We start from the raw sequence: 15,686 nt of genomic DNA, 5'->3' as shown, positions 1-15,686 counted from the left end.
AGGATGGCATGTGATTTGGGAAGGCGGGCCCGTGGACACCAGGGCGGCAGAGCAGCTCATCGGACCACTGCTCCTCGCGCGCGGCACCATCGACAGATCGGCCGCGCTGCGGGCCGACGGCGCATGGCTGGAGCGGGTGTGGGCCCAGCCGACGACCAGGGTCCTGGTCGTCCACGACGGTCAAACGCTGGTCAGACGGGTCGGCGACGAGGTGCGGGCGGTGCTGTTCACCACCGAGGAGGCGCCGCCGGGCGAGCGCTACCTCCTGGGCGCCGACGGCGACGTCGTCTACTTCGCGGTGGCCGCGCCGCTGCCGGGCGGGCCGGCCGCCGACGCCAACGGCCGCGTGACGGTGCCGCTGAGCCTGCGTGACACGCCCGACGGCGCGACGGTCCCCGCGGGTCTGCGCCAGGCGGGCGGGCTGCTGGGCGACCGTGACGCGGGGCTCCTGGTCTACGCGGTGGCGCTGGACGCCTGGCACTCCACCCACGAGTTCTGCCCGCGCTGCGGCGGCCCTACGAACGTGATGGCGGGCGGCCACATCCGGGTCTGCCCACGCGACTCCAGCCAGCACTTCCCGCGCGTCGACCCCGCGGTGATCATGCTGATCCGCGACGAGCGCGACCGCTGCCTGCTGGCCCGAGGCCCCCAGTGGCCGGAGGGGCGCCTGTCGATCCTGGCCGGGTTCGTCGAGCCGGGTGAGTCGCTGGAGCACGCCGTGGTGAGGGAGGTCGCCGAGGAGGTCGGCATCACCGTCGTCAACCCGCGCTACCTCGGCAGCCAGCCTTGGCCCTTCCCGCGCAGTCTCATGCTCGGCTTCTTCGCCGACGCCCTGACGACGACGCTCACCCCCGACGCCCATGAGATCGCCGAGGCCCGCTGGTTCTCCCGGGAGGAGCTGTCCGACGCGCTGCGCTCGGGAGAGATCCGGCTGCCGCCCGCGGTCTCGATCGCCCGTCGGCTGATCGAGACCTGGTACGGCGGCCCCCTGGCCGGAGACTGGTGATCCGATGTCACTTACCGTAAATTCGAAGACACCTTCGGTAGCGAAAGCGGTAAACTCATGCCCATGAACGAGTCTCACATCGTCGAGATCCTGGATCTCGAGCGTCAGAAGCTGGCGATCCAGCACGCGGCCATCGAAGTGCTGATGGACGACAAGATCAAGGCCTCGGAGAGGCGGGTCATCGACGCCGTGACGGGCGCCATCACCAACGCCGTGGTCGAGCTCAAGGGCGACATCATCGACGTCCGCAACGAGCTCAAGCGAGACATCGGCAATGTCCGCACCGAGCTCAAGGCCGAGATCAGCAGTGTCCGCACCGAGCTCAAGACCGAGATCGGCAATGTCCGCACCGAGCTCAAGTCCGACATCAGCGATCTGCGGATCGAGCTCAAGGGCGACATCGCGCGTCTGGAGCAGAAGCTCGACAGTCACGTCCACTGAGATGAGGACCTGAGTGACTCAAGCACCCAGGTCCTCGTGGGCATAGTAAACCAACCGACAGAGCCTCCGGCGGGAAGCCGGAGGCTTCTCGTTGGTCGTCAGGCCGCTTCGAGCAGAGCCTTGACCTCACGGGCGGAGGGATTGGTACGCACCACGCGGCCCCGAGGGGTCTCGATCACCACGGTCGGCACCACCTGGTTGCCGTTGTTGACGCTCATCACGAACTGAGCCGCGTCCGGGTCGCGTTCGATGTCGATCTCGTCGAAGCTGATCCCCTCACGGGTCAGCTGCGACTTCAGCCGCTTACATGGGCCGCACCAGGTGGTGCTGTAGACCGTGAGCGCCATGTCGGTGGATCCCTCCAAAGGACAACGGAAACAGGCGCTCGGTGCAACAACGGGGAGCTGCCCGGTAATCCCTAGCCGATGCGGTCGGCTATCCACCGCTGCACGCGCTCGGTCACGCCCTCCTCGCGGTAGAGGGCCGAGCTGTGCGCCACGCCGGGCGTCGTGATGATCGTCACTGGCACGCCGACCTGCCCGAGCATCTCCTTGAGCACCTGGCTGTGCGTGGCCGGGACGAACTCGTCCTGCGAATGGATGGTCAGCATCGGCGCGTCCTTGCGGCTGGCGTGCCAGGCGATCTCCATGCTGGCCCAGATCCGCGAGCACTTGCCCTTGGGGGCGCAGCCGCCGGCCAGCTTGATCGCGGACGTGCGGAGCTTGCGCTTGTAGGGATCGGTGCTGGCGGCGCCGTCGGAGTAGGCGCGCAGGGGAGAGACGATCGGCGACAGGCCGACGACGCCCTTGAGCCCGCTGAGGCCGTTGCCGTAGGTGCCGACGGCGCCCGCGATGTGCCCGCCCGCGGAGAATCCCACCACCACGTAGTTCTTGGGATCGAACGACCAGCGCTCGGCGTGCTTGCGGGCCGTCGCGATCGCGGCGAGGGCGTCGGTGCGTTGCGCGGGCCAGGCGGCCTGGCTGGTGAGCCGGTAGTTGATGTTGAAGACGGTGTAGCCCAGCTCGGCGTAGCCGCGGGCGATCTGGCTCATGCCCTTCTTGTCGCCGCTGGACCACCAGCCGCCGTGGATGAGGAAGACGCCGGGGCGCTGGGTGCCGTCGGAGGTCCACCAGACGTCCATGTCCTGGCGGCGCTGCGAGGCGTAGGAGACGGTCTCGAACGACAGGCCGCCCAGTCCGTATGGGTCGGTGGGGGTCGTGACCTCCGGCCCCGGTGTGGGCCCTGTGGTCGCGTGTGCGGTCACCGGTGTGAGCGCGATGGTTGCGAGCGCCAGCGCGCCGGCGAAAACCGCAAATCGCACAGCCTTGCCTTTCCCGATGGACATGGTCGGGCCCCATTGTGAAGGAAGTGACCGGTTCTCGCATCTTGGCGACCGGAACGGGCACCGGGCGGCATGTTGCCAGAATGGAGCACCGCACCGCCACCGGCTGGGAGGATTGACAGGTGAGCGACGTGAACGACGTGCTGGCCGGGCTCGACCCGGAGCAGCGCGAGGTGGCCGAGGCCGTGCGCGGGCCGGTGTGCGTTCTCGCGGGCGCCGGCACCGGCAAGACCAGGGCCATCACCCACCGCATCGCCCACGCGGTGCGCAGTGGCGTCGTCGACGCGCCGAGCGTGCTCGCCGTGACGTTCACCACGCGGGCGGCGGGGGAGCTCAGGCAGCGGTTGCGCGCTCTGGGCGCTCCGGGGGTGCAGGCGCGCACGTTCCACGCGGCCGCGCTGCGGCAGCTCACCTACTTCTGGCCGCGGGTGATCGGCGGCGAGGCGCCCTCGGTGATCGAGTCCAAGTTGCCGGTGCTGGTGGAGGCCTGCCGCCGGATCCGGAAAAATCCGGATCGGTCCGAGCTGCGGGACATCGCGGCCGAGGTGGAGTGGGCCAAGGTCACCCAGATAGGTCCGGAGGACTACGTCGCGGCCGCGGGCAAGCATCACCGCACGCCTCCGGTGCCCGCCGATCAGGTGGCCGTCCTCTATGAGGCGTACGAGCAGATCAGGCGTGAGCGGCACCTGGTCGACTTCGAGACGATCCTGGAGCTGACCGCCGCGGTGATGACCGAGCACCAGGAGGTGGCGACGCAGATCCGCCGGCAATACCGCTACTTCGTGGTCGACGAGTACCAAGACGTCAACCCGCTGCAGAAGCTCCTGCTCGACACCTGGCTCGGCGGCCGCGACGACCTGTGCGTGGTCGGCGACCCCAACCAGACCATCTACTCCTTCACCGGCGCCACCCCGCGCTACCTGACCGGCTTCGCCGTCGAGCACCCCGACGCCGCCGTGATCCAGCTGGTCCGCGACTACCGCTCCACCCCCCAGGTGGTCGACCTCGCCAACCTGGTCATCGCCAAGGGCAGGTCCCCCCACCGGCTGCGGCTCGTCGCCCAGCGGCCCGACGGGCCGAGGCCCGTCTTCCACGACTACGACGACGAGCCGGCCGAGGCCGCCGGGGTCGCCCGCGCCATCCGCAAGCTGCTCGACCGGGGCGTCGCCTCGCGCGAGATCGCCATCCTGTTCCGCACCAACTCGCAGTCCGAGGCGTACGAGTCGGCCCTGGCCAAGGCCGAGATCCCCTACGTGCTGCGGGGTGCCGAACGCTTCTTCGAGCGGCCCGAGGTGCGCCAGGCGGTCGTCCTGCTGCGCGGCGCCGCCAGGTCCGCGTCGGGCGAGCCGCTGGCCTCGGAGGTCCACCACATCCTGGCCGGAGTCGGCCTCACCCCGCAGCCGCCCGGCGGTGGCAAGGCGCGCGAGAAGTGGGAGTCGCTGAAGGCGCTGGCCGATCTCGCCGAGGACATGGCGGCCGAGGGGGCCGAGCTGCCGGAGTTCGTCACCGAGTTGGAGCGCCGCGCGTCCGAGCAGCACGCGCCGCCGGTCGAGGGCGTCACGCTGGCCTCGCTGCACGCCGCCAAGGGCCTGGAGTGGGACGCAGTCTTCCTGGTCGGTCTCACCGACGGCATGATCCCGATCATCTACGCCGAGACGCCCGAGCAGATCGAGGAGGAGCGCCGCCTCCTCTACGTCGGCATCACCCGGGCCCGCGAGCACCTGTCGCTGTCGTGGGCGCTGGCCCGCTCGCCCGGGGGGCGCAAGAGCCGTCGGCCGTCCAGGTTTCTCGACGGCCTCACCGGTCGCGCCTCCGCCCCGCCCCGAGCCGCCTCGGCCACCCGCGAACGTCGCCAGGTCGCGGCGCCGGTGAGCTGCCGGGTGTGCGCCAAGACTCTGTCGGCGGCCGCGGAGCAGAAGCTGGGGCGGTGCGCCACCTGCCCGGCCGACTACGACGAGGCGCTGCTCGAGAGCCTGAAGGCGTGGCGCTCCGCGACAGCCAAGGAGGCCAAGGTCCCGCCGTACGTCGTCTTCACGGATGTGACGTTGCAGGCGATCGCCGAGCGGGTGCCGGTCAGCGAGCAGGAGTTGCTCTCGATCGCGGGCATCGGCCGGGTCAAGGTCGACCGCTACGGCGAGGCCGTCCTGGGGCTCTGCCGCTCGGCCGGCGGCTGACGGGCGTCGTAACTGCGCCGAAATGAAGGCCCGCCATCATACGGTGGGCGGGTTTGGTGTGTCATGAGCAACAAGTCAGACTTGCCGGTAGACGGTACTCACGAGGGGGATTCGTGAACGAGGCGCTGAAAGAGCTCATCGATCTGCTCGACCTGGAGCAGATCGAGCTCGACATCTTCCGCGGTCGCAGCCCGGAGGAGCGCATCCAGCGGGTGTTCGGGGGACAGGTGGCCGCGCAGGCGCTGGTCGCGGCCGGCCGTACGGTGCCGGATGACCGGACCGTGCACTCGCTGCACGCCTACTTCATCAGGCCCGGCGACCCGTCCATCCCGATCGTCTACAACGTCGAGCGACTGCGTGACGGGCGGTCGTTCAACACCCGCCGCATCATGGCCATCCAGCACGGCAAGGCGATCTTCATGATGTCCGCCTCGTTCCACATCTTCGAGGAGGGGGTGGAGCATCAGGCGTCCGTGATGCCGGTGGTGCCCGAGGCCGAGACGCTGCCGATGTTCCAGGACCAGATGATCGGGCTGGTCGGCGACGCGCCCGAATACCGCGACTGGCTGTCGCGGCCGCGGCCGGTCGACGCCCGCTACGCCTCTCCGCTGACCTGGGAGGCCTACCAGAATCCCGCCCTGAAGAGCGCTCAGACCAACGTGTGGTTCCGCTACCATGCCGAGCTGCCCGACGACCCGCTGCTGCACGTGGTGCTGGCCGCCTACGCGTCCGACTTCACGCTGGTCGACACGATCATGCTGGCCCATGGCATGGCGTTCGGCGCCTCCGACGTGCAGGGGTCCTCGCTCGACCACGCCATGTGGTTCCACCGGCCGTTCAGGGCCGATGACTGGCTGCTCTACGCTCAGGAGTCGCCGTGGGCGGGCGCGGGCCGTGGGCTCGCACGGGGTGAGATGTTCACCGCGTCGGGTGAGCTTGTCGTCTCGGTCGTCCAGGAGGCCTTGATCCGTACAACAAGGTCACAAAATCGCAGGTAGAAAATGTGTTGCCGGTTCCCGGTTTCCCGGTTTAGGGTCATGGTCATGCAAGTCGGACGGTCCTGTCCGACTGTCCCAGAGCGGAGGTGAGTCCCAGTGATCAGCATCCAGATGTCGGCCACGCCGTGGCTCACGTTCGCATGCCGTAACTCGGTGAGGCTCGTCGATGGGCCGGCCAGACTGCGGCAGCACGAGTCTGCCCGTAGCCAGGCCGCCGCCTATGCGCTCGCCCACCTGGGCGCCAGCGCTGATGGCGTGCCCGTCTCCGCAGGCGCCAGCCAGCCGACCCAGCAGTTCACCAAGGGTGGAATGCGTGGTCCGCAACCCTGGAGGGATGCTCCGGTCATAACCTGACCGGCACAAGAGCAGCCTCCAGGCCGCGGATCCGCACACAGGATCCGCGGCCTCTTTGTTTTCCGTGATCCCCCCACCACCTACGAGGTGCCCGACCAAGATCAAAGATCGATCAGAAGGAGAACAAGATGGGGGCGAAGACGATCATGGACCTGATCGACGAAGCCAAGATCCCCTGTCGTACCGACCCTGACCTGTGGTTCGCCGAGTCGCCGGAGGACGTCGAGTTCGCCAAGGCGCTCTGCGGCGGTTGCCCGATCCAGAAGGCCTGCCTGGACCGCGCGCTCGAGCGCGAGGAGCCCTGGGGCGTCTGGGGTGGCGAGCTGATCCTCCGGGGCGCCGTCGTACCCCGCAAGCGGCCCAGGGGCCGCCCGCGGAAGCACCCGGTCGCCGCCTGAACACGTACCAACGAACGAGAGAGCAGACAGACAGATGAGCACGAACTTCACCCGAGGCCTCGAACTGCCGTATCTCTACCAAGAACTGGTCAGCGACCGAATACAAACGCTCCACCGCGAAGCGGAGGAGCAACGCCTGATCTCGCGCATCCGACGCGTGCGACGGGCGGAACGCGGAGTGCGGCGGGCGAACGAGCGCCTCAGCCAGGCCCTGAGCCGCGGAGTCTGACGTGAGAGATCCTGCCGCCGGCGCAGGATCTCTCACGGATCCCTTCTGATCGAGCCGGGCGCGACCACCGCGCCCGGCTCTGAGCAGGAAGAACCGGCCCTGGCGGACCGGTGTGACCGGGCGGCCGGCTTCCCGCCGGCCGCCCATGGTCATGGCACGCTCTGGTACGCCGCTCCCACGGCGTGCGTGACGAGCGTGGTGAGCACGTCCTTGACCGAGGCCCGGTTGCGCGCGTCGCACATGACGACCGGGGTGAGCTCGTCCAGGCCGAGCGCTCGCCGTACCTTCGCCGGATCGTGGCGGCGGGCGCCGTCGAAGCAGTTGACCGCCACCACGAACGGCAGGCTGCGCTGCTCGAAGTAGTCGACGGCCGGGAAGCAGTCCTGCAGGCGGCGGGTGTCGGCGATGACGACGGCGCCCAGCGCGCCGAGCGACAGCTCGTCCCACATGAACCAGAACCGATCCTGGCCGGGGGTGCCGAACAGGTAGAGCCAGAGGTCCTCGCGGATGGTGATGCGGCCGAAGTCGAGCGCCACCGTCGTGGTGACCTTGGTCTCGACGCCCGAGATGTCGTCCACGCCCATGCCGCGGTCGCTCAGCAGTTCCTCGGTGTGCAGCGGCCGGATCTCGCTGATCGTGCCCACCAGGGTGGTCTTGCCAGCACCGAAACCGCCCGCCACCAGGATCTTCAGGGCGGTCGCGGCGGCGAGTGACCTCCCCGCGGGCCGGAGGCGGTCAGAGCCTGCGAATTCCATGCAGTACTTCCCTGTAGGTGCGTTCGTCGATCGTCTGGTCGGCGGTCTGGGGCGGGTCGATGGTCACCAGGCCATCGCTCCGCAGGTCGCCGAGCAGCACACGGGTGATGTTGAGCGGCAGGCCGAGCTGCGCGGCCACGTCGGCCACCGGGGTCGGCCTGCGGCAGATGGACAGGATCGTCTGGTGCTCGGGGTTCAGGCCGGCCGGTTCGAACGGCAGCCTGCTCGTTCTCACGATGGCCACCAGGTCGAACGTCTCGCCGGGCGGCCGCGCTCGGCCCCCCGTGAGCCCGAACAGCCTGACCAGTGGCCCGGGATCCTCGTCCGTCACGGTTTCGTGCCGTTCCATACCGGCGCCGGGGCCGCTCCCCTCGGCTGCGTGGACAGGTGCTCACCCACCCGCTTGACGAGCAGTGCCATCTCGTACGTGATCAGCCCCAGCTCGGCGTCACCCGCGGCCAGCACGGCCAGCCGGGCCCCCTGTCCCGCCGCCGTGACGAACAGGAAGCCACCCTCCAGCTCGACGATCGTCTGGCGGACTCCGCCGAGGCCGAAGTGGCGCCCCGCGCCCATGGCCAGGCTGTGGCTGCCGGCCGCGATGGCCGACAGGTGCTCGTTGTCCTCCCTTGTCATCCCCTGCGAGCCGCCCATCGTCAGGCCGTCGGCGGACAGCAGGATCGCGTGCCGTACGCCCGCGACGCGCTGGGTCAGGTCGTCGAGCAGCCAGCTCAGCTCAGTTCTCGGGTCGGCCATGAGGGTCCTTTCCATTCCGCAGGTCGTGGGGCCACTCGGCCTCCTCGCGTCCCTGACGCCAGCCCTGCTGCATGGAGGACATGACGCGGAGGAGTTCCTCCGGGGAACGGGTGGTGACATCGGGTTCGTCCCGTGGCTGCGGCTTTCGTAGTTGCGGTGCGAGGCTGGCCTGTCGTACGCGTACCGGCAGGCCGTCGAGGTCGTCGTCGGTGTCCGGCGGCGACGCGGTGGCCGCCCCGACGGGCGACGGCGAGGGCGGTGGTGGCGAGGCCGGCGGCGGAGCCGCGTTCAGCGTCCGTACGGCGGACGCGGTGCGGAGCGTCCCGGCGGCCGGGGGACCAGATCGGGCAGGGTGGGCAGGGAAGGACCGGCTGGCGTCGAACAGCGAGACCTCGAGCTCCGCGCCGGGGCCGCCGCATTCGGTGATCAGGCTCGACGGCAGCATCACGATCGCCGTGGTGCCGTCGTAGGGCGACGGGCGGAGCACGACCTTGATCCCGTGACGGGCGGCTAGCCGGGACACCACGAAGAGCCCCATCCGGTCGCTGCCCGCCAGGTCGAACTCCGGCGGGGTGGCCAGCAGGGCGTTGAGCTCCTCCAGCGCGGCCGGGTTCAGGCCGAGGCCGCGATCCTCGATCTCGATGGCGAAGCCGTTGGCCGCGGTGAGGCCGCGCACCTGCACCATCGTGTTCGGCGGCGAGAAGACCGCGGCGTTCTCCACCAGTTCGGCGATCAGGTGGATGACGTCGGTCACCGCGCCGCCGACCAGCAGCGGCGCGTGGGGCATCGCCTGCATGCTGACCCTGGTGTAGTCCTCGACCTCCAGCACCGCGCTGCGCACCACGTCGTAGACGGGCACCGGGTCGCGCCAGCGCCGGCCGGGGGCCGCGTCCGACAGGATGATCAGGTTCTCCGCGTGCCGGCGCATGCGGGTGGTGAAGTGGTCGAGCTTGAACAGCCCTTCCAGCGTCTCCGGGTCGTCGACCTTGCGCTCCATCGAGTCGAGCAGGTTGAGCTGGCGATGCAGCAGCGCCTGGTTGCGCCGGGCCAGGTTCAGGAAGACCTGGCCGACGCCCTTGCGCAGGACGGCCTGGCCGACGGCCGCCTCGACCGCGGTGCGCTGCACGGAGGAGAACGCCTGCGCGACCCGATCGACCTCGGCGGTCCGGGCGCGCTCCAGCTCGGGAGTCTCGGCCGGGTCGACGTCCTCGCCCTTGCGTAGTCGTTCGACCAGCTGCGGCAGCCGTACTTCGGCCAGTTCGACGGCCGAGCCCTGCAGCTTCTTCAACTCACCGATCAGGGAACGGCCGAACCGGTAGGACAGCACGATCGACAGCACCACGGCGAGCAGGCCGAGCCCGAGGACCAGCGAGATGCGCAGCAGGCCGGCCGCGACGAGATCCTCGCCCTTCGCCGTCGCGCGGGCCAGGTCCCGGTCGGAGTTGCTCTTCAGCCCGGCGACCGTGGCCTCGGCGTCGCGCTTCCAGGCGCTCGCGGACACCGGCAGCTTGCCGGTCGTCTGCCAGCTGTAGACGGCGTCCTCGGCCGTCAGGAACCGCTGGTAGGCGGGGGTCGCGACGAGCTGTGCGTGCCATTCCCGCAGATCGGGGCCGATGTCACGCTCGGCGTTGGCCAACTGGAGCCGGCGGCTGGTCATCGCCGTGACGAACGCCGCGTGCTCGGGCCGGGTCATCTCGCCACGGGCCAGCGCCGGGGTCAGGATGGCGTTCTCCCTGGCCAGGTACTCGGTGGCGGAGCTGTAGGCGGTCAGCCCGCGCAGCACCCGGTAAGAGGAGATCTCGGTGATCCGCTCCGCTCCGCCGAACTGGCGGTTGGCGACGCTGATCAGCGCGCTCAACTTCTCCGTCGCGGTGAGCGGGGTCATCTGCCCCTCGTCGGTGGCGGAGCGCACCGCGGGCAGCCCCTCCAGCGCGTCGAGGAGCGCCTGCACGGTCTCGGGCTTGGTGCCGACCGGGTGCTCCTCGCTGACGGCCGTGGCCACGTCCCGGATCCGGGACGCCGCGCTGTCCGTGCGCTGCCGCTGCGCCGCGAGTTCCGGGTCGTCCGCGGTACGGCCGGCGCTCACGGCGGTGGCCTGGCGTTCGCGCTGGATCTCGGCGATCAGCGCCCGAGTGGGGACACCGACGACATCCCATTCGCTCCGGCTCTGCGCGAATCCGGAGGTCTCGCTGACCATCGAATAGGCGATGAACCCCCACAAGGCGACCAGCGAGACGAGCGGCACCAAGAGGATCTTGAGGATTTTGGAGCGGATTGGCGGGACGGATCTCATGCGTACTGTCCAATTCCGCGCGTGTGGCTGCGCATGGTCGAACGGCCTGAGTGAGGCAAGAGCTGCCAGTTGTGCACGCTGCGACTAGCGCGTTGTGATTTGTCCCACTATGCCGGGGGGGCTGGCGCGCGACAAGATGGCGCCGCAAAAGTTGGGGTTTCGAGACGGAATCCCCGTGCCCATCGACGTTTCCGACCTCCGCGCCCACCCATGAGAATGCGTCCATGGCCGAGACCGACCCCCGACCTGTCTTGCTCAGAGCCCCTAACAGACGGCTGGGCCTCCGTCGCGTGCGCCGGACACTGGTCGTCCTCGCCTGCCTTGTCGCTCCGGCCCTTGTCGTCATGGTCCCGATGTGGGTCAACGACGCCCGGCTGAACGGCATGATGGAGCGGATCCTCGACCGGCCACCGCTTCCCGACACCATGGTCAGTCGTGTGCAAGGCACCGTCGGTCTGCTTGAGGGCAACGGCAACCACTGTGACTACCTCGTCCGGATCTCCGTCTACACCTCGCTGAGCAGCGCCGAGATCGAGGCCCACTACGGAAGCGCGACGCGCGTCCACGTCGAGGCCCCTGCCAGCGAGGGCTCTGCCAGCGAGGGCTCTGCCGGCGATGTCCCGGCAGGTGAGGCGAAGTCCATGATCCTCGAGTTTCTCGCCACCGACGACGCGGGCTGGGACCTGCGCTGCCACTGACGACACACGAGCAGAGCCTTCCACCGCGCGCCAGAGAGATGTTTCATCGAAGCAGCCGACAGTCATCGACCTTGGAGGCAGGCAGTGGCATTCCAGCTCATAGCGCTCTACAACCATCCCGAGAGCGCCGAGGCTTTCGACAAGCACTACGACGAGACACACGCTCCGCTCGCGGCCCAGTTCCCCGGGCTGCGCTCCTACACGGCCACCCGTCCCGCCGCCACCTCGGGCGAGCGGCCCGCCTACCACCTCGCCGCGGTGCTGACCTTCGACGACGAGGAGTCGTTCAACGCGGCCGTGGGCAGCGACGTGGGCAAGGCGGCCCTGGCCGACCTGGCCAACTTCGCCGGGGCCGGGGTCACGATCCTCACCGGCCCGGCGGACATCGTGCGCTGACCGCACCCCACACTGGAAGCCCTGGTCATGCCACCGTGACCAGGGCTTTCGTGAGGACGGCCGCCTTCTTGGCCGTGAACAGCGGGACGGTGCCGTTGTTGATCGCCCGGAATGGCGCATTCGGTACGATGTGGGGCATGGGGCCGGTGTTGGTGACGTCGCTGACGATGCTCCCGTCGCTCGCCCTGCTGCTGATCGCCTTTCATGACGAATCCGGCACGGTAGACACCCGAAACCGCCTCTCCGGCCTTCGCACCCGCGAAACACTCGCCTCGCCGGAGGCCTGGAACGCCGCCCACACCTGGATGAGGCGCCCGTTGCGGCGACTGGCCGGGGCGCTGGCGGTCGTGATCGGCGCCGCCGTGATCAGCGACACTGCGTTCACGCTGCCCGAAGCGCTGGAATTCGCGATCATCGGCGCCCAGCTCACGATCCTCATCGGCGGTCTCCTGCTCATCTGCCGGCGAGCCAACCGTGTGGCCACGCAGGTCAACCGGCAAGCTTCAAGCAAGACCGACACCTCGGGCACCTAGAAACTGGCAAGGGCCGTGCCGCCCGCGTGACCTGACTCGCGACTGGACCCGGTCACCCGTCTCGGACCCGGTGACTCACCTGGGAAACCGGCGACCCACTGGAACGACAGAAAACCCCCGAACCCGGAGGTTCGAGGGTTTCGATGTCTTGCAACATCACATAGTAGCGGGGGCAGGATTTGAACCTGCGACCTCTGGGTTATGAGCCCAGCGAGCTACCGAACTGCTCCACCCCGCGTCGGTGTGCGTTGTAAGAGTATCGGCCGTGCGGGGTGGGTGCAAACTGATCGGCCGGGGCCGCCCGGCCCACTAAGGGCTGGGCGCCGGTGATGGAGTCGGTGACACGGTGGGAGAGGTGGTCGGCGTGGCCGACGGGCTGACCGAAGGTGACGGGCTGGGCGTGCCGGTCGCCGCGGGCTCGGCGCCGAGGTTGCGCAGCGCCTTCAACGCGTCGTCCAGGCGCTTCTGCGCCTTGCCGTACTCCTCCCAGTTCGGCGGGTTGGCCTTGAGGGCGTTCTGGGCGTCCGCGTAGGCCTTCTCCGCCGTGGTGATGGCCTGTGTCAGCGCCGTGATCTGCTGGTTGGGCTGGGTCTGCTGGTTGGGCTGCGTCTGGGTGGTCTGCTGGTTGGGCTGGGTCTGCTGGTTGGGCTGCGTCTGGGTGGTCTGCTGGGCGTCGCCGAACACCTGCTTCAGAGCGTCTTCCAGCTTGTCACCCGACCCCACCTTGTTGCCGAACGCCACCAGGACGCGCCTGAGGATGGGGTAGGGCTCCTGCCCGGTGCCCGCCTTGGTCTGTACGTAGACGGGCTCGATGTAGATGAGCCCACCGGCGTACGGCAAGGTCAGCAGGTTGCCGTATTTGACGTTGGCCTGGCCCAGGCCGAGCGGGCCGAGCTCGCCGGAGAACTTGTTCTGGAAGTTGTTCTGGGCCTGGCCCGGTCCCGGGATGGCGGTGTTGGAAGGCATGCGCAGGATGCGCAGCTTGCCGTAGTCGTCACCCACCGTGGAACCCGCCGCCATGAAGGCCGCCAGGTTGGGGCCTTCCCTCGGCACGAACGTCGTCGTCAACGAGAACGACGGCTTGGCGTTGCCGACCGGCATCGTGGTGGTCAGGTAGTAGGGCGGCTGCTTGGTCTGCTGGTCGCCCTGCGACGGGTCGTTGGGGACGTTCCAGAAGTCCTGGCCGCTGTAGAAGGCGCCCGCGTTGGTGATGTGGTAGCGCGAGAGCGTGTAGCGCTGCACCTTGAAGAGGTCTTCGGGGTAGCGCACGTGGCTGTTGAGGTCGGGGCTCATGTCGGAGGCCGGGCGGATGATCCCGGGGAAGGCCTTGCTCCAGGTCTTGAGCACCGGGTCGTTGTCGTCCCAGCCGTAGAGCGTGACCGTGCCGTCGTAGGCGTCGACCGTGGCCTTGACCGAGTTGCGGATGTAGTTGATGTGGTCCTGGGGCTGCTGCGCGACCACGCGACGGTCGGTCGTCGTGTCGCGGGTCATGTCACCCAGGCTCTCGCTCTGCGAGTAGGGATACTCGTTGGAGGTCGTGTAGCCGTCAACGATCCAGGTGATCCGGCCGTCGATGATCGCCGGGTAGGGGTTGCCGTCGAGGGTGAGGAACGGCGCGACCTTCTCGACCCTGTCACGCGGGTTGCGCACGTACAGGATCTTGGAGTTGTCGTTCACGTCGCCCGACAGCAGGATGTTCTTCTCGCCGTACTTCGCGGCGAACATCATCCGGTTGATGAACGAGCCGACCGGGACCCCGCCCTTGCCGGTGTAGGTCGTGTTCTTCTGGCCGGTGCCGCCCGTCTCCGGGTAGTCGAGCTCCTGTGGGTTGTTGGGGTTGCCGCCGGCGATGACGTACTCGTTGGCCGCGGTGGTCTCGCCGAAGTAGACGCGTGGCTCCGACAGCTTGGTCGAGGTGGACAGCTGGCCGGTGACCGGCATGTCCTTGGCGTCGTACGCGGGCAGGCCGCCGGAGTCGACCTCGTTGCCGGGCGCGGCCACGAAGCCGTAGCCGTGCGTGTAGACGAGAGCCTTGTTGATCCAGTTGTTCTGGCCCTCGGGCGGGCCGAGCAGCTCGCGGACGCTCACCACGTGGTCGACCAACTTGCCGTTGGAGTCGGGATAGCGGTCGACGTCGAGCTGGTCGGGGAAGCCGTAGAAACCGCGGATGCGCTGCGTCTGCTCGTACGTCGCGGACACCAGAGCCGGGTCGAGCAGCCGCACACCGGACACGGAGGCGTCGCCGTCGTTGGTCTTGACCTTGGCCGGGTCGGCTTCGGCGGTGTATTCGATCATTTCGGCGCCCGAGATGCCGTACGCCTCGCGCGTCGCGTCGATGTTGCGATCGATGAAGGCGGCTTCCTTGAGCTGCTGGTTGGGCTTGACCTGGAACTGCTCGACCAGCAGGGGATAGACGCCGCCGATCAGCACGGCCGACAGCACCAGCAGGCCGAAGGACACGCCGGGGAGCATGCCACCCGGCCTGATCACGCCCGCGAAGAACAGCGCGGCGCAGATCAGCGCGATGATCGCGAGGATCGTCTTGGCCGGCAGCACCGCGTTGACGTCGGTGTAGGACGCGCCGTTGACGAAGCCGCGGTCGGAGAAGACCAGACCGTAGCGGTCGATCCAGTAGGCGACGGCCTTGAGCAGCACGAACACCCCGAGCAGCACCGACAGGTGCGCCCGCGCGGCACGGGAGGCGTGCACGCCCGGCGACTGCAGCCGGAATCCGCCGTACAGATAGTGCGTGATCGCCGACAGGATGATCGAGATGATCACCGCGGTGAACAGGAAGTTCAGCACCATCCGGATGAACGGATAGTCGAACATGAAGAACGAGATGTCGAACCCGAACAGCGCGTCCGCCTTGCCGAACGACGCGCCGTTGGCGAACTTCATCCACGTCTGCCACTGCCCGGCGAACGACGAGCCCGCGAAGAGCGCGAGCATGCCCATGCCGACGATGAAGATGAGCTTGCGGTGGGGATCGAGCGCCATCCGGTAGCGGTCGGCGCCACTGCCGCCGCCGAACATGGCGGGCCCGAACATCGGCCGCGTCCGGAAGGCCAGCAGCATGTTGCCGCCGACGATGCCCACCATCAGCACCGCTCCCGCGAGGAACAGCACGATCTCGGTCAGCAGCACACCGGAGAAGACCGACGTGTAGTCGATCGCGTCAAACCACAGATAGTCGGTATAAATGCCGGAGAAGAGGAAGAAGAACGCCACGATCGCCACAAGCGCGATCGCGACAGGCAGAAGCAGTCGCGGTCGGCGGGGCAAGCGCATCGCCCTGCCGGCTCCTGGGGTCCGG

17 protein-coding genes and 1 tRNA gene are annotated in these 15,686 nt (G+C 68.7%); 10 read left to right on the top strand and 8 right to left on the bottom strand.

Annotation, left to right across the window (positions count from 1 at the left end; all coding sequences use genetic code 11):
• Window positions 1–31: 31 nt before the first annotated feature.
• Complete coding sequence (gene nudC, locus IEY82_RS35925) at window positions 32–1,006, top strand: NAD(+) diphosphatase (RefSeq protein ID WP_189128747.1); 975 nt, start codon at window positions 32–34, stop codon at window positions 1,004–1,006.
• 63 nt (window positions 1,007–1,069) lie between these two features.
• Window positions 1,070–1,447 carry a hypothetical protein gene (locus IEY82_RS35920; protein WP_189128746.1) on the top strand — a complete coding sequence of 126 codons (378 nt, stop codon included), beginning with the start codon at window positions 1,070–1,072 and terminating at the stop codon, window positions 1,445–1,447.
• 98 nt (window positions 1,448–1,545) lie between these two features.
• On the opposite strand, the gene IEY82_RS35915 is transcribed toward IEY82_RS35920, so the two are convergent.
• Both IEY82_RS35915 and IEY82_RS35910 read right to left on the bottom strand, forming a co-directional pair.
• Window positions 1,546–1,794, bottom strand: coding sequence for a glutaredoxin family protein (locus IEY82_RS35915; protein ID WP_189128745.1), 249 nt, complete (start codon window positions 1,792–1,794; stop codon window positions 1,546–1,548).
• Between the two features lie 71 nt (window positions 1,795–1,865).
• Window positions 1,866–2,768 (bottom strand): alpha/beta hydrolase, encoded by a 903-nt coding sequence (locus IEY82_RS35910; RefSeq protein WP_225264301.1) that lies wholly within the window; start codon window positions 2,766–2,768, stop codon window positions 1,866–1,868.
• A 152-nt stretch (window positions 2,769–2,920) separates the two neighbouring features.
• Here IEY82_RS35910 and IEY82_RS35905 point away from each other — a divergent pair, with 152 nt between their 5' ends.
• The 5 genes from IEY82_RS35905 (at window position 2,921) to IEY82_RS35885 (ending at window position 6,942) form a co-directional block, all read left to right on the top strand.
• Window positions 2,921–4,963 (top strand): ATP-dependent DNA helicase UvrD2, encoded by a 2,043-nt coding sequence (locus tag IEY82_RS35905; protein ID WP_308016022.1) that lies wholly within the window; start codon window positions 2,921–2,923, stop codon window positions 4,961–4,963.
• Window positions 4,964–5,076: 113 nt separating this feature from the next.
• Window positions 5,077–5,961, top strand: coding sequence for an acyl-CoA thioesterase (locus IEY82_RS35900; protein WP_189128742.1), 885 nt, complete (start codon window positions 5,077–5,079; stop codon window positions 5,959–5,961).
• Between the two features lie 96 nt (window positions 5,962–6,057).
• Window positions 6,058–6,315: a hypothetical protein gene (locus IEY82_RS35895; RefSeq protein ID WP_189128741.1), complete on the top strand. Its 258-nt coding sequence runs from the start codon at window positions 6,058–6,060 to the stop codon at window positions 6,313–6,315.
• A gap of 128 nt (window positions 6,316–6,443) precedes the next feature.
• Window positions 6,444–6,713, top strand: coding sequence for a WhiB family transcriptional regulator (locus tag IEY82_RS35890; protein ID WP_189128740.1), 270 nt, complete (start codon window positions 6,444–6,446; stop codon window positions 6,711–6,713).
• Between the two features lie 34 nt (window positions 6,714–6,747).
• Window positions 6,748–6,942 (top strand): hypothetical protein, encoded by a 195-nt coding sequence (locus tag IEY82_RS35885; RefSeq protein WP_189128772.1) that lies wholly within the window; start codon window positions 6,748–6,750, stop codon window positions 6,940–6,942.
• Window positions 6,943–7,091: 149 nt separating this feature from the next.
• Here IEY82_RS35885 and IEY82_RS35880 read toward each other — a convergent pair whose 3' ends face one another.
• From IEY82_RS35880 to IEY82_RS35865, 4 genes are read right to left on the bottom strand one after another with little or no spacing between them, the layout of a single operon-like run.
• Window positions 7,092–7,697, bottom strand: coding sequence for a GTP-binding protein (locus IEY82_RS35880; protein ID WP_189128739.1), 606 nt, complete (start codon window positions 7,695–7,697; stop codon window positions 7,092–7,094).
• Complete coding sequence (locus IEY82_RS35875; RefSeq protein WP_189128738.1) at window positions 7,678–8,028, bottom strand: DUF742 domain-containing protein; 351 nt, start codon at window positions 8,026–8,028, stop codon at window positions 7,678–7,680. Before IEY82_RS35875 ends, IEY82_RS35880 begins: the two co-directional genes overlap by 20 nt.
• Window positions 8,025–8,450, bottom strand: coding sequence for a roadblock/LC7 domain-containing protein (locus IEY82_RS35870; protein WP_189128737.1), 426 nt, complete (start codon window positions 8,448–8,450; stop codon window positions 8,025–8,027). The genes IEY82_RS35875 and IEY82_RS35870 overlap by 4 nt, the downstream gene beginning before the upstream one ends.
• Entirely contained in the window at window positions 8,431–10,695 is a 2,265-nt protein-coding gene (locus IEY82_RS35865) for a sensor histidine kinase (RefSeq protein WP_189128736.1), read from the bottom strand. The genes IEY82_RS35870 and IEY82_RS35865 overlap by 20 nt, the downstream gene beginning before the upstream one ends.
• A 272-nt stretch (window positions 10,696–10,967) precedes the next feature.
• Here IEY82_RS35865 and IEY82_RS35860 point away from each other — a divergent pair, with 272 nt between their 5' ends.
• From IEY82_RS35860 to IEY82_RS35850, 3 genes are all read left to right on the top strand, one after another.
• Window positions 10,968–11,441, top strand: a complete 474-nt coding sequence (locus tag IEY82_RS35860; protein WP_189128735.1) for a hypothetical protein — start codon at window positions 10,968–10,970, stop codon at window positions 11,439–11,441.
• 84 nt (window positions 11,442–11,525) lie between these two features.
• The gene (locus tag IEY82_RS35855; protein WP_189128734.1) at window positions 11,526–11,837 is read left to right on the top strand and encodes an EthD family reductase; all 312 of its coding nucleotides are present in this window, start codon (window positions 11,526–11,528) and stop codon (window positions 11,835–11,837) included.
• Between the two features lie 74 nt (window positions 11,838–11,911).
• Complete coding sequence (locus IEY82_RS35850) at window positions 11,912–12,370, top strand: SdpI family protein (RefSeq protein WP_225264318.1); 459 nt, start codon at window positions 11,912–11,914, stop codon at window positions 12,368–12,370.
• A gap of 164 nt (window positions 12,371–12,534) precedes the next feature.
• Here the strand turns inward: IEY82_RS35850 and IEY82_RS35845 are convergent.
• Both IEY82_RS35845 and IEY82_RS35840 read right to left on the bottom strand, forming a co-directional pair.
• Window positions 12,535–12,608: transfer RNA gene (locus IEY82_RS35845), tRNA-Met, on the bottom strand.
• A gap of 71 nt (window positions 12,609–12,679) precedes the next feature.
• Window positions 12,680–15,661 (bottom strand): UPF0182 family membrane protein, encoded by a 2,982-nt coding sequence (locus IEY82_RS35840; RefSeq protein ID WP_189128732.1) that lies wholly within the window; start codon window positions 15,659–15,661, stop codon window positions 12,680–12,682.
• Between the last annotated feature and the right edge of the window lie 25 nt (window positions 15,662–15,686).

Source organism: Nonomuraea cavernae (assembly GCF_014646355.1).
GTDB lineage: Bacteria > Actinomycetota > Actinomycetes > Streptosporangiales > Streptosporangiaceae > Nonomuraea > Nonomuraea cavernae.
The sequence above is the reverse complement of the archived record's forward strand: the minus strand, read 5'-3'. Positions and strand labels throughout refer to the sequence as shown.

Coding starts and splice junctions, on each gene's coding strand:
- IEY82_RS35920 (WP_189128746.1), top strand. CDS start 1,070: ATGAACGAGTCTCACATCGTCGAGATCCTGGATCTCGAGCGTCAGAAG.
- IEY82_RS35915 (WP_189128745.1), bottom strand. CDS start 1,794: ATGGCGCTCACGGTCTACAGCACCACCTGGTGCGGCCCATGTAAGCGG.
- IEY82_RS35890 (WP_189128740.1), top strand. CDS start 6,444: ATGGGGGCGAAGACGATCATGGACCTGATCGACGAAGCCAAGATCCCC.
- IEY82_RS35885 (WP_189128772.1), top strand. CDS start 6,748: ATGAGCACGAACTTCACCCGAGGCCTCGAACTGCCGTATCTCTACCAA.
- IEY82_RS35880 (WP_189128739.1), bottom strand. CDS start 7,697: ATGGAATTCGCAGGCTCTGACCGCCTCCGGCCCGCGGGGAGGTCACTC.
- IEY82_RS35870 (WP_189128737.1), bottom strand. CDS start 8,450: ATGGCCGACCCGAGAACTGAGCTGAGCTGGCTGCTCGACGACCTGACC.
- IEY82_RS35860 (WP_189128735.1), top strand. CDS start 10,968: ATGGCCGAGACCGACCCCCGACCTGTCTTGCTCAGAGCCCCTAACAGA.
- IEY82_RS35840 (WP_189128732.1), bottom strand. CDS start 15,661: ATGCGCTTGCCCCGCCGACCGCGACTGCTTCTGCCTGTCGCGATCGCG.